Below are 12,749 nucleotides of genomic sequence, written 5' to 3' on the forward strand. Positions count from 1 at the left end.
ACTAGGTTCCTCACCGGTCCGTATCCGACAGATCGACATCCGAGGTGACGTAGGCGTGGCTCTTCCGCCCCTTACCCCTGAACAGCGCGCAGCCGCGCTCGAAAAGGCCGCCGCGGCTCGCCGGGAGCGGGCCGAGGTCAAGAATCGACTCAAGCACTCCGGCGCCTCCCTTCACGAGGTCATCAAGCAGGGCCAGGAGAATGACGTCATCGGCAAGATGAAGGTCTCCGCTCTCCTCGAGTCCCTGCCGGGCGTGGGCAAGGTCCGCGCCAAGCAGATCATGGAGCGACTCGGGATCTCCGAGAGCCGCCGCGTGCGTGGCCTCGGCTCGAACCAGATCGCCTCCTTGGAGCGTGAGTTCGGCGGCTCCGGCGCCTGAGTCCTGGGCATACCGGGATTGCTGGAATAATCGCTGCATGAGTGAACGTCCGCGGCTGACCGTGCTCTCCGGCCCCTCAGGGGTCGGCAAGAGCACGGTCGTCGCCCATATGCGCAAGGAACACCCCGAGGTCTGGCTCTCGGTGTCGGCGACGACCCGCAAGCCGCGCCCCGGTGAGAAGCATGGTGTCCACTACTTCTTCGTCTCCGACGAGGAGATGGACAAGCTGATCGCCAACGGCGAGCTCCTGGAGTGGGCCGAATTCGCCGGCAACCGTTACGGGACGCCGCGTGCGGCCGTCCTGGAGCGGCTGGAGGCGGGTGAGCCGGTCCTCCTGGAGATCGACCTCCAGGGCGCCCGGCTGGTCCGTGAGTCCATGCCCGAGGCCCAGCTCGTGTTCCTGGCTCCTCCCTCCTGGGAGGAGCTGGTGCGCAGGCTCACCGGGCGGGGCACCGAGCCGCCCGAGGTGATCGAGCGCCGCCTGGAGGCGGCCAAGATCGAGCTGGCGGCCGAGCCGGAGTTCGATGTCACCCTGGTCAACACCTCGGTCGAGGACGTAGCACGCGAGCTGCTAGCCTTGATGGAAGTTGTTTGATCTTTCAGGTCTTTTTCCACCTTTCGGAAGGCAGAGCGTGTCCTCTTCCATCACCGCGCCCGAGGGCATCATCAACCCTCCGATCGACGAGCTTCTTGAGGCCACCGACTCGAAGTACAGCCTCGTGATCTACGCCGCCAAGCGCGCCCGTCAGATCAACGCGTACTACTCCCAGCTCGGCGAGGGCCTCCTCGAGTACGTCGGTCCGCTCGTGGACACCCACGTCCACGAGAAGCCGCTCTCCATCGCCCTGCGTGAGATCAACGCGGGTCTGCTGACGTCCGAGGCCGTTGAGGGCCCCGCGCAGTAGTCACTGTTTATTTCCTCATCCCAGGCCCGGCGGCGCGACTGTCGGGCCTGTGGTGTGTCATGGAGTCGTACGTCTTCGAGCCGGGGCGTGCGTGTCTCGAGTGCGGGGAGGCCCTGGTGGGCAAGCCGAAGGTCGTTCTGGGGGTCAGCGGTGGCATCGCCGCGTACAAGGCCTGTGAGCTGCTGCGCAGGCTGACGGAGTCGGGCCACGACGTACGGGTCGTCCCCACCGAGTCCGCGCTGCACTTCGTCGGCGCCGCCACCTGGTCCGCGCTCTCCGGCCACCCCGTCTCCACCGAGGTCTGGTCGGACGTCCACGAGGTCCCGCACGTCCGCATCGGACAGCACGCCGACCTGGTGGTCGTGGCCCCCGCGACGGCCGACATGCTGGCCAAGGCGGCCCACGGCCTGGCCGACGACCTCCTCACGAACACCCTGCTCACCGCTCGCTGTCCGGTCGTCTTCGCGCCCGCCATGCACACCGAGATGTGGGAACACCCGGCCACTCAGGAGAACGTGGCGACGCTGCGCCGCCGCGGCGCCGTCGTCATCGAGCCCGCGGTGGGGCGTCTGACCGGCGTGGACACCGGCAAGGGCCGGCTGCCCGACCCGGGGGAGATCTTCGAGATCTGTCGCCGCGTCCTCGCACGCGGCGTCACCGAGCCGGATCTCGCCGGCCGTCACGTCGTCGTCAGCGCGGGCGGCACGCGCGAGCCGCTCGACCCGGTCCGCTTCCTCGGCAACCGCTCCTCCGGCAAGCAGGGGTACGCTCTCGCCCGCACCGCGGCCGCGCGGGGCGCCCGGGTCACGCTGATCGCCGCGAACACCGGACTGCCGGACCCGGCGGGCGTGGACGTCGTCCAGGTGGGGACCGCCGTGCAGCTGCGCGAGGCGGTGCTGAAGGCGGCCCCGGACGCCGACGCCGTGGTGATGGCCGCGGCCGTGGCGGACTTCCGCCCGGCGGCGTACGCGGCCGGGAAAATCAAGAAGAAGGACGGCCAGGAACCGGAGCCGGTCGTTCTGATCCGTAATCCGGACGTCCTCGCGGAGATATCGGCGGACCGTGCGCGCCCCGGCCAGGTGATTGTCGGCTTCGCCGCCGAGACGGACGACGTCCTCGCCAACGGTCGTACGAAACTGGAGCGCAAGGGATGCGACCTCCTCGTCGTGAACGAGGTGGGGGAGCGCAAGACCTTCGGTTCCGAGGAGAACGAGGCCGTGGTGCTGGGAGCCGACGGCAGCGAGACCCCGGTGCCGTACGGACCCAAGGAAGCTCTGGCCGATATCGTGTGGGACCTGGTGACACGCCGTCTGAGGTGAATGTCTCATTCACCTCAACAGTCGCCTCCATCCGCGCGAAAACGGCTGCGGCGACTCTGGTGGAGACCCGGCGTCATGGCGCAGAATGCGCGTGCCGCAGGTCACAGCGCTTCCGAGAAGCGAGACAGAGGGGTCTGCGGGCGAGTGCGACCGATAAACTGTTCTCGGACGACGCCGAGCGCAGCTCTCGTCACGTCCGCCAATGATCAGCCAGCAGCCGCTGCAACCTCAGGGAGCGTTGTGTCCCGTCGCCTGTTCACCTCGGAGTCTGTGACCGAGGGTCACCCCGACAAGATCGCTGACCAGATCAGCGACACCATTCTCGATGCGCTTCTGCGCGAGGACCCGACGTCCCGGGTCGCCGTGGAGACGCTGATCACGACCGGCCTGGTGCATGTGGCCGGCGAGGTCACGACCAAGGCTTACGCGCCGATCGCCCAGCTGGTCCGGGACAAGATCCTGGAGATCGGCTACGACTCGTCGAAGAAGGGCTTCGACGGCGCTTCCTGTGGCGTGTCGGTGTCGATCGGCTCCCAGTCCCCGGACATCGCGCAGGGCGTCGACACGGCGTACGAGCAGCGTGTCGAGGGCGACGAGGACGAGCTGGACAAGCAGGGTGCCGGCGACCAGGGCCTGATGTTCGGGTACGCGACGGACGAGACGCCGAATCTGATGCCGCTGCCGATCCACCTGGCGCACAAGCTGTCCAAGCGGCTGTCCGAGGTCCGCAAGAACGGCACGATCCCCTACCTCCGCCCGGACGGCAAGACCCAGGTCACCATCGAGTACGACGGTGACAAGGCGGTCCGCCTGGACACGGTCGTCGTCTCCTCGCAGCACGCGAGCGACATCGACCTGGACTCCCTCCTCGCGCCCGACATCCGCGAGTTCGTGGTCGAGCCGGAGCTGAAGGCCCTCCTCGACGACGGCATCAAGCTGGAGACCGAGGGCTACCGCCTCCTGGTCAACCCCACCGGCCGCTTCGAGATCGGCGGCCCGATGGGCGACGCCGGCCTGACCGGCCGCAAGATCATCATCGACACGTACGGCGGCATGGCCCGCCACGGCGGCGGCGCCTTCTCCGGCAAGGACCCGTCCAAGGTCGACCGCTCGGCGGCGTACGCGATGCGCTGGGTCGCGAAGAACGTCGTCGCCGCGGGCCTCGCCTCCCGCTGCGAGGTCCAGGTCGCCTACGCCATCGGCAAGGCCGAGCCCGTCGGCCTCTTCGTCGAGACGTTCGGCACCGCCAAGGTCGACGCCGAGAAGATCGAGACCGCCATCACCGAGGTCTTCGACCTCCGCCCGGCGGCCATCATCCGCGACCTCGACCTGCTGCGCCCGATCTACTCCCAGACCGCCGCGTACGGCCACTTCGGCCGCGAGCTGCCCGACTTCACGTGGGAGCGCACGGACCGGGTGGACGCGCTGCGCAAGGCCGCCGGCCTGTAGAACCAGCTGTTCGGCGAGGCCCGGTGCCCTTTGGGGGCGCCGGGCCTCGCCGTTTCCTGCGTCGGTGCCGTCGGGTGGTGTTCCGGGCAGGTTCGAATCCTGCTGCCGGTCCTGGACGGGTATGGCCGAGTGGCCCGTGGCAGACGCGCCCGCAGGGCGTTCGTGATCCGCGGCCGGGTTGATCTCGGGCGGGCGGCGGTGTCAGTGCGGTCTGGTAGGAATGTTGCTGTGAGCAGCGCGAATGGGCGGGGTGAGGGTGGCGCGGAGGGTGCGCCGCCCGAGCAGCTTGCGCTGATTCGTGAGGGTGTGCGCAAGGCCAGGGAGCCGAAGGCGAAGCCGCGGACGTGGCGGGGGGCCGCGCTTGCCAAGGAGCGGCCCGTCGCGCGTGTGCTGGTCGACAAGGGTGTGCTGCATCTCGACCGGTACTTCGACTACGCGGTGCCCGAGGAGTTGGACGAGGCCGCTCAGCCGGGGGTGCGGGTCCGGGTGCGCTTCGGCGCCGGGGGACGCAATGTGCGGGGCGGGCGACGTGAGGGTGGTGGGCTGATCGACGGGTTTCTCGTCGAGCGGCTCGCCGAGTCCGACTACTCCGGGCCGCTCGCCGCGCTGGCTCAGGTGGTGTCTCCCGAGCCTGTCCTCGGGCCCGAGCTGCTCGGGCTCGCACGGGCCGTCGCCGACCGGTATGCGGGCAGTCTCGCCGATGTGCTGCAACTCGCGGTGCCGCCGAGGAACGCGCGGGCCGAACAGAAGCCCTCGCCCGCGCCGTTGCCGGTTCCCGGTGTGCCCGCGGTCGGGTCCTGGGTGCGGTACGGGCGGGGGGCGGCCTTTCTGGAATCGCTCGCCGCGGGCGGGGCACCGCGGGCCGTGTGGAACGCGTTGCCCGGGCCCGGCTGGGCCGAGGAAATCGCCAGGGCCGTGGGCGCGACGCTCGCCTCGGGGCGGGGCGCGCTCGTCGTCGTACCGGACGGGCGGGCCGTGGCGCGTGTGGACGTCGCGCTCTCCTCGTTGCTGGGGGAAGGGCGCCATGCGGTGCTCACCGCCGAGGCCGGGCCCGAGAAGCGGTATCGGGAGTGGCTGGCCGTGCGGCGTGGGTCCGTACGGGCCGTTGTCGGGACCCGGGCCGCCATGTTCGCGCCTGTGCGGGATCTGGGGCTCGTCGTCATCTGGGACGACGGGGACGGCAGCCACAGCGAGCCGCACGCGCCCCAGCCGCATGCGCGGGAAGTGCTGCTGCTGAGGGCCGCCCATGACAAGTGTGCCTTTCTGCTGGGGAGTTGGAGCTGCACCGTCGAGGCGGCACAGCTCGTCGAGAGCGGATGGGCGCTGCCGCTGGTCGCGGAGCGGGAGCAGGTGCGGGGGACCGCGCCACTCGTGCGGACCGTGGGGGACGGGGATCTCGCGCGGGACGAGGCCGCTCGGGCCGCGCGGCTGCCCACGCTCGCCTGGCAGGTCGTCAGGGAGGGGCTGCGGCAGGGGCCCGTGCTCGTGCAGGTGCCCCGGCGGGGGTATGTGCCCCGGATGGCGTGTGCGCAATGCCGGGCGCCCGCGCGGTGCCGGCACTGCGCCGGGCCGTTGGAGGGGCAGGACGCCGGGGTGCTGAGGTGCGCGTGGTGCGGGCGGGACGAGGCGGCCTGGCACTGCCCCGAGTGCGGCGGGTTCCGGCTGCGGGCGCAGATCGTCGGGGCGCGGCGTACCGCCGAGGAGCTGGGGCGGGCGTTTCCGGCCGTGGCGGTGCGGACGTCCGGGCGGGAGCAGGTGTTGGACACGGTGTCCGAGGCGCCCGCCCTTGTCGTCAGTACGCCTGGGGCCGAGCCCGTTGCCGAGGGCGGGTATGCCGCAGCGTTGCTGCTCGACGGCTGGGCGATGCTCGGGCGGCCCGATCTGCGGGCCGGTGAGGACGCGTTGCGGCGGTGGATGGCGGCTGCGTCGCTCGTCCGTCCGCAGGGGGCCGGGGGCACGGTGGTGGTCGTCGCCGAGCCGACCCTGCGGCCCGTTCAGGCGCTCGTACGGTGGGATCCGGTCGGGCACGCGGTGCGTGAGCTCGCCGAGCGGGCCGAGCTGGGGTTTCCGCCTGTCTCACGGATGGCGGCCGTCTCCGGTACGCCGGAGGCCCTCGCCGGGTTTCTGGCCGCGGCCGAACTGCCTCGCGACGCGGAGGTGTTGGGGCCCGTGCCGATGGCCGTCACGGAGGCCGGGCGTCCGCGGCGGGTTGGCGGGCCGCCGCCCGGGGAGCATTGGGAGCGTGTGCTCATTCGGGTGCCGCCGGGGAGCGGTGCCGCGCTCGCGGCCGCGCTGAAGACCGCGCAGGCGGCGCGGATGGCGCGTGGGGGGAGCGAGCCCGTACGGATTCGGGTCGATCCGCCGGACATTGGGTGACGGTGTGCCCGTGAACTTCGAGTGACGGTATGGCCATGAACTTCGGGTGACGGTCTGTCCGTCGGGCTGCCTCCCGGGGCTGTTGGCTCCGGGAGGCAGACGGGGAGTGGGTCAGCCCGTTGCGGTCAGCCGTTGCGCGGGCCCGGGAATGCCGTGGGCCTGACCTCTTCGCGGAGGGTGGGACTGCCCGCCGTCGGCTGGGTCGGCATGGAGCGGGCTGCGGGGACCGTCGGCACCGTGGGGATGCCGGTGTTGACGGCTACCGTGCGGGTGCCCGATGTCTCCGTGGCCCGCTCGGCCTCGGCGGCCGCCTGGGCGGTGGCGCGGCGGGCGCCGTAACGGCGGTGCACCGCCTGTTTGGTGACCCCGAGCGCCGAGCCCACCGCGTCCCACGAGAAACCGAGTGAGCGGTCGAAGTCCACGGCGGCCGTGACCAGGGTCTCGACGCTGTCCCGCAGCTCCTGGGCGAGGCGGACGGTCGGGGCGGGAGCGCGTCCGTAGACGACGAAGCCCGTGGAGGGGCCGGAGCGGCGCGGGCGGTAGACGTTGCCCAGTTGGGCGGTGAGCGTGCGCAGTGCGTCCACCTGCCGGCGGACCCGCTCGATGTCCCGCACCAGCAAGTGCAGGCTGGCCCGAGCCTGGGCGTCGTGGGTTGCGTGGTCGGCCATGAACAAGCCTCTCGAACCGGCGTTGAAAAGGATCGGGCCGCGACTGCGGCCCGTTGTGGTCAACTCTTTCTTGACCAACGCGTTTACGCTCCGCTGGTCACGCATTGGGGGCGTAAGGGCATATGCACGGGGCGCGTCTTGAGGCGTACGCCCCCGCTTCTTCTCCCACCCGCGCACCTCCCGTGCGAGTCGGGTGTCACGTACGGGTCTCCCGTGGGGGCGGGCCGTCGCCGACGGCTGCCGGTCTTCAGGGGGCTTGAGGGGGCACACGCAGGACCCGGAGGCGCAGGGGCCCGGCGAGGCACGTGGTTCGGTGAAGCAAGGCACGTGGGCCGTACTTGGACGTGGTGTCCGCGGCCCGCCCGGGCATGGCCTCCGCCCGCTCGGACATGGCACGCACGGAACTCCCGAGCCCCCGAGCCTCCGTGCCGCATAGACTGGTGCGCTGCCCCGTACTCCGGCCCAGTCGGCACGTGTGCGGGGGGTAACGAACTCCCGCCCGAGAGGCCAACCGCCACCCATGAAGCTTGTCTTCGCAGGTACCCCCGAGGTCGCCGTTCCCGCTCTGGACGCCCTGATCGCCTCCGGGCGGCACGAGGTCGCCGCTGTCGTCACGCGGCCCGACGCGCCGGCCGGGCGGGGGCGACACCTTGTCGCGAGTCCGGTCGCCCAGCGGGCGGAGGAGGCCGGGATCGAGGTGCTGAAGCCGGTGAAGCCGCGGGACGAGGAGTTCCTGGCCCGGCTCAGGGAGATCGCGCCCGATTGCTGCCCCGTCGTCGCGTACGGGGCGCTGCTGCCCCGCGTCGCCCTCGACATCCCCGCACAGGGCTGGGTCAATCTGCACTTCTCCCTGCTGCCCGCGTGGCGCGGTGCCGCCCCCGTGCAGCACGCGATCATGGCCGGCGACGAGATCACCGGTGCCTCCACCTTCCTCATCGAGGAGGGGCTCGACTCGGGACCCGTGTACGGAACCGTCACCGAGGAGGTCCGGCCCACCGACACCAGCGGGGACCTGCTCACCCGGCTCGCCTTCGCCGGGTCCGGGCTGCTCGCCGCGACGATGGACGGGATCGAGGACGGCAGCCTCAAGGCCGTGCCGCAGCCCGCCGACGGCATCACCATGGCGCCGAAGATCGCCGTCGAGAACGCCCACATCGACTGGTCCGCCCCGGCACTGCGCGTCGACCGGGTCGTGCGCGGGTGCACCCCCGCGCCCGGTGCCTGGACCGTCTTCCGTGGCGAGCGGCTCAAGCTCATCCAGGTCGCGTCCGTGCCCGACCGCACGGACCTCGCCCCGGGCGAGCTGTCCGTCGGCAAGAACAACGTGTACGTCGGGACCGGTTCGTGCGCCGTCGAGCTGCTCTGGGTCCAGGCCCAGGGCAAGAAGCCGATGCGCGCCGCGGACTGGGCGCGCGGGGTGCGGATTCCCTCCGGGGAGCGGCTGGGGGTCTGACCTCGGCCCGGGCTGGAGCCTGGTCCGAGGCCGGCTCAGGGCTGGAGCCGAGTCCGGGCCGCCGCCCGCCTTCGGCCCCGGCCTCGGGCTGGCCCCGGCTTCGGCCAGGCCTCGGGCTGAGCGCTCCGCTGGATGTGCCGCGAAATGCCGCCGATCGTCTGCGGCGCCGTCGTGGCTGGTCGCGCCCACGCGGCGGAGCCGCATGGTGTCACAGCCCCGCGCCCCTTCAGGGCGCTGCGGAACCGCAGCGGACTTCACGCGACCTGCTTGGCCCCGGCCGCGACCCCGCCCTCCTGCCGGGCCACCGCCTCGGCCATGCCCCAGCGCCTGGCCACGGCCCGGCTCGTCCCCGGCCAGAACCCACCACCCCAGCCACGCCGCACCGCCCGAGGCCACGGCCCGGCCCGGTTCGGCCCAGGCCCACCGCCTCGGCCTCGGTTACGACCCCGGCGCCGCCCCAGTACGAACCCCTCGGCGTACGCTGATAGACGCACCTTTTCCCGGATCCGGAGCACATTTTTCGTGAGTGAGCAGTCCCGTCGGCCGCACAAGCCCGGCAAGCCCTACCGCCGTCCCCAGAAGGACCCGGTCCGTATGCTCGCCTTCGAGGCGCTGCGGGCCGTGGACGAGCGGGACGCGTACGCGAACCTCGTTCTGCCGCCGCTGCTGCGGAAGGCGCGCGAGAAGGGTGACTTCGACGGGCGGGACGCGGCGCTGGCCACCGAGCTGGTGTACGGGACGCTGCGCCGGCAGGGGACGTACGACGCTGTCATCGCGGCCTGTGTCGACCGGCCGCTCAGGGAAGTCGATCCGCCCGTGCTCGATGTGCTCAGCCTCGGTGCGCATCAGCTGCTCGGCACGCGCATTCCCACGCACGCCGCGGTGTCGGCCTCCGTCGAGCTCGCCCGGGTCGTGCTCGGCGACGGGCGGGCCAAGTTCGTCAACGCCGTGCTGCGCAAGGTCGCGCAGCAGGATCTCGACGGCTGGCTGGAGCAGGTCGCGCCGCCCTACGAAGAGGACCCCGAGGAGCATCTCGCGGTCGTGCACTCCCACCCACGCTGGGTCGTCTCCGCGCTGTGGGACTCCCTCGGCGGTGGCCGTGCCGGGATCGAGGATCTGCTCGAAGCCGACAACGAGCGGCCCGAGGTCACGCTCGTCGCCCGGCCCGGGCGCTCCACCGCCGACGAGCTCCTCGACGCCGTCGGGGACGAGTCCGGGCTGCCGGGGCGCTGGTCTCCCTACGCCGTGCGGCTCACCGAGGGCGGTGAGCCGGGCGCCATCGACGCCGTGCGCGAGGGCCGTGCGGGCGTCCAGGACGAGGGCAGCCAACTGGTCGCGCTCGCCCTCGCCAACGCACCCCTCGACGGACCCGACAAGGCCTGGCTGGACGGCTGCGCAGGACCCGGCGGCAAGGCCGCCATGCTCGCCGGGCTCGCCGCCGAACGCGGTGCCCTGCTGCTCGCCTCCGAGAAGCAACCGCACCGGGCCGGCCTGGTGGCGAAGGCGCTCGCGGGCAACCCCGGCCCGTACCAGGTCATCGCCGCCGACGGCACCCGTCCGCCGTGGCTGCCCGGCACCTTCGACCGCGTGCTCATGGACGTGCCCTGCACGGGCCTTGGCGCCCTGCGCCGCCGTCCCGAGGCCCGCTGGCGGCGCCGCCCCGAGGATCTGGACGGCTTCGCGCCGCTCCAGCGCGGGCTGCTGCGCACGGCGCTCGACTCCGTACGGGTCGGCGGCGTCGTCGGGTACGCGACCTGCTCGCCGCACCTCGCCGAGACCCGCGCGGTCGTCGACGACGTGCTCAAGCACTACGACGGCGGCTCCGCGGAGCTGCTCGACGCCCGCCCGCTCCTGCCGGGCGTACCGGCCCTGGGCGACGGCCCCGACGTACAGCTGTGGCCGCATCTGCACGGGACGGACGCCATGTATCTGGCACTGATCCGCCGGACCGCCTGACCGTCTGACCTCCCGGTCGGCCGAGAGCGTCCGGGTCAGTCCCGCCTGTCCTAGTCCGCCGAGGGCCCGCCCGGCCGTGCCGCCGGTTCCGGAGTCGCCGACAAAGTCACCGCGGGCCGTGCCGCCGTGTGCTCGTGCGACAGGCGGTGCGGCCACCACACCTTCGGTCCGACGTCCAGGAACAGGGACGTCACCAGGATCGACCGGACGATGAAGGTGTCCAGGAGCACGCCCAGGGCGACGGCGAAGCCGATCTCGGCGAAGGCGACCATCGGGAGGGTGGCGAGGGCGGCGAAGGTGCCCGCCAGGACCAGGCCCGCGGAGGTGATGACCGCGCCCGTCGCCGCCAGGCCCGTCACCACGCCCGTGCGGGTGCCCTGGTGGCCCGCCTCCTCGCGGATCCGGGTGCTCAGGAAGATGTTGTAGTCGATGCCGAGGGCGACCAGGAACACGAACACGAACAGCGGGAAGTCCGTCTGCTCGCCCGCGTAGTCGAAGAGGTGCCTGAAGGCGAGCGCGCTGGCGCCGAGGGCCGCCGCGAAGGACAGGACGACCGTCCCGATCAGCAGCAGCGGGGCCACCAGGGCGCGCAGGAGCAGACCCAGGATCAGCAGGACGACCAGCAGCACCGCCGGGATGATCAGGATGTTGTCGTGGGTGGTCGCCGCGTCCATGTCGAGCAGGGCCGCGGTGCCGCCGCCCACCTTGGCGTCGGCGTCCGGCACGGCGTGCACCGCGTCCCGTACCCGCTCGACCGTCCGTTTGGCGGCCTCGCTGTCGGACGGGGCGGTCATCGTGGCCTCGAACAGCACCTTGCCGTCGTACGAGGATTTCGTGCCCTCCGGCACGCTGATGCTGTCCGGCACCACACCCTTCGTACCGGCCACCGCGCTCCTGACCTGGTCGCCCTGGGCCTGGCCGGCGACGATGACCAGGGGATCACCGCTGCCCGCCGGGAAGTACCGCGCGGACACCTCCTGCCCGACGATCGAGTCCGGCCTGCCGGTGAACGCGTCCGCGTTGCCGATGCCCTGGGCGTGGATCTGCAGCAGGCCGAAGGAGAGGGCCGCCAGGGCGAGGGCGGTGGCGCCCCAGACGGCGCGCGGGCGGACGGCGATACGGCGGCCCATGCGGGCCCAGACACCGCTCGCGGTCGGATCGGACGAGCCGAGGTGTGGGATCGCCGGCCAGAAGATCCAGCGGCCGAAGACCAGCAGCAGGGCCGGGAAGAGCGTGAGCATGGCGAGGAGGGCGATGGACACGCCGATCGCGGCCACCGGGCCGAGGCCCCGCGTCGAGTTCATCTCGGCGGCGAGCAGCACCAGCATGCTCAGGACGACCGTCGCGCCGGACGCCAGCACCGCCGGGCCCGCCCGGTTCAGGGCGAGGGCCATCGCCTCGTGGCGGTCCTCGTGGCGGCGCAGCTCCTCGCGGTAGCGGGCGACCAGGAGCAGCGCGTAGTCCGTGCCCGCGCCGAAGACAAGGACCGTGAGGATGCCCGCGCTCTGCCCGTTGACGGTCAGACCCGCGTGTTTCGCGAGGAGATAGATCAGCGCCTGGGAGGTGAAGAGCGCGACGACCACACCGATCAGCGGGACGAAGATCAGGGCCAGGCTGCGATAGGTGAGCAGCAGCATCACGATCACGACGCCCATCGCCGAGAACAGCAGGGTCGAGTCGATGCCCTCGAAGGCCTTGGAGAAGTCGGCGGAGGTGCCGCCGGGTCCGGTGATGTGCACCGCGAGCCCGCCCCCGCCCTTGCCGACTTGGTCGCGCAGCGAGTCGACCGCGGGCGCGAGCTCCTCCCAGCCCGTCTTCTCCATCGTGATCGGGACGTAGATCTGGGCGGCCTTCGGTGCGGACGGTTTGTCGTAGACGGGGCCGCGCGTCTCCGCGCCGCGTACGCCGTGGGCCGTGAGCGCCTTGATCTGCTGGACGTCCTGGACGATCCGCTGCTTGTCCTGGGCGGTCAGCCCGCCCTCGCGGGCGTACACGACGACCGCCGGGATCTGCTCCGGCCGGAACTTGTTGGACGTGTTGAGGACCTGGGTGGACTCGGCGGACCCGGGCAGCCAGGAGGCCGCGTCGTTGTCCTGGGCGTCGGTGAGTTTGGAGGCGAGCGGTGCCGCCACCACGAGCGCCACCAGCCACAGGCCGACGATCAGCCACTTGCCGCGCCGCCCGCACACGAACCCGATGAGTCCCTGGCGCACGTGGCGCTGATTCCCGTCCTTCATGGCCACC

Annotated in this window: 11 protein-coding genes; 8 read left to right on the plus strand and 3 right to left on the minus strand. The window is 71.9% G+C overall.

What is annotated here, in order from left to right; all coding sequences use genetic code 11:
* The first annotated feature begins 55 nt into the window (after positions 1-55).
* From OIC96_RS39870 to OIC96_RS39895, 6 genes are all read left to right on the plus strand, one after another.
* Positions 56-379, plus strand: coding sequence for an integration host factor (locus OIC96_RS39870; RefSeq protein WP_016638838.1), 324 nt, complete (start codon positions 56-58; stop codon positions 377-379).
* Positions 380-416: 37 nt separating this feature from the next.
* Positions 417-974: a guanylate kinase gene (gene gmk / locus OIC96_RS39875; protein ID WP_330303163.1), complete on the plus strand. Its 558-nt coding sequence runs from the start codon at positions 417-419 to the stop codon at positions 972-974.
* 37 nt (positions 975-1,011) lie between these two features.
* On the plus strand, positions 1,012-1,284 hold the full coding sequence (gene rpoZ, locus OIC96_RS39880) for a DNA-directed RNA polymerase subunit omega (RefSeq protein WP_003982715.1): 273 nt from the start codon (positions 1,012-1,014) through the stop codon (positions 1,282-1,284).
* A 116-nt stretch (positions 1,285-1,400) separates the two neighbouring features.
* Positions 1,401-2,603, plus strand: coding sequence for a bifunctional phosphopantothenoylcysteine decarboxylase/phosphopantothenate--cysteine ligase CoaBC (gene coaBC / locus OIC96_RS39885; RefSeq protein WP_330310019.1), 1,203 nt, complete (start codon positions 1,401-1,403; stop codon positions 2,601-2,603).
* A gap of 240 nt (positions 2,604-2,843) precedes the next feature.
* The gene (gene metK, locus OIC96_RS39890; RefSeq protein ID WP_330303162.1) at positions 2,844-4,052 is read left to right on the plus strand and encodes a methionine adenosyltransferase; all 1,209 of its coding nucleotides are present in this window, start codon (positions 2,844-2,846) and stop codon (positions 4,050-4,052) included.
* Between the two features lie 228 nt (positions 4,053-4,280).
* Positions 4,281-6,428: a primosomal protein N' gene (locus OIC96_RS39895; RefSeq protein ID WP_330303161.1), complete on the plus strand. Its 2,148-nt coding sequence runs from the start codon at positions 4,281-4,283 to the stop codon at positions 6,426-6,428.
* A gap of 125 nt (positions 6,429-6,553) precedes the next feature.
* Here the strand turns inward: OIC96_RS39895 and OIC96_RS39900 are convergent, their stop codons facing one another.
* Positions 6,554-7,096, minus strand: a complete 543-nt coding sequence (locus OIC96_RS39900) for a hypothetical protein (RefSeq protein ID WP_330303160.1) — start codon at positions 7,094-7,096, stop codon at positions 6,554-6,556.
* A 520-nt stretch (positions 7,097-7,616) separates the two neighbouring features.
* Here OIC96_RS39900 and fmt point away from each other — a divergent pair.
* Positions 7,617-8,549 (plus strand): methionyl-tRNA formyltransferase, encoded by a 933-nt coding sequence (fmt, locus tag OIC96_RS39905; protein WP_330303159.1) that lies wholly within the window; start codon positions 7,617-7,619, stop codon positions 8,547-8,549.
* A gap of 254 nt (positions 8,550-8,803) precedes the next feature.
* On the opposite strand, the gene OIC96_RS39910 is transcribed toward fmt, so the two are convergent.
* Positions 8,804-8,932, minus strand: coding sequence for a hypothetical protein (locus OIC96_RS39910; protein ID WP_330303158.1), 129 nt, complete (start codon positions 8,930-8,932; stop codon positions 8,804-8,806).
* A 139-nt stretch (positions 8,933-9,071) separates the two neighbouring features.
* Between OIC96_RS39910 and OIC96_RS39915 the strand changes: the two genes are divergently transcribed.
* Positions 9,072-10,505, plus strand: a complete 1,434-nt coding sequence (locus OIC96_RS39915; protein ID WP_330303157.1) for an RsmB/NOP family class I SAM-dependent RNA methyltransferase — start codon at positions 9,072-9,074, stop codon at positions 10,503-10,505.
* A 50-nt stretch (positions 10,506-10,555) separates the two neighbouring features.
* On the opposite strand, the gene OIC96_RS39920 is transcribed toward OIC96_RS39915, so the two are convergent.
* On the minus strand, positions 10,556-12,742 hold the full coding sequence (locus tag OIC96_RS39920) for an MMPL family transporter (RefSeq protein ID WP_330303156.1): 2,187 nt from the start codon (positions 12,740-12,742) through the stop codon (positions 10,556-10,558).
* Positions 12,743-12,749 lie beyond the last annotated feature (7 nt).

This window comes from Streptomyces sp. NBC_00775 (assembly GCF_036347135.1).
In the GTDB taxonomy this organism is placed as follows: Bacteria; Actinomycetota; Actinomycetes; order Streptomycetales; family Streptomycetaceae; genus Streptomyces; species Streptomyces lutosisoli.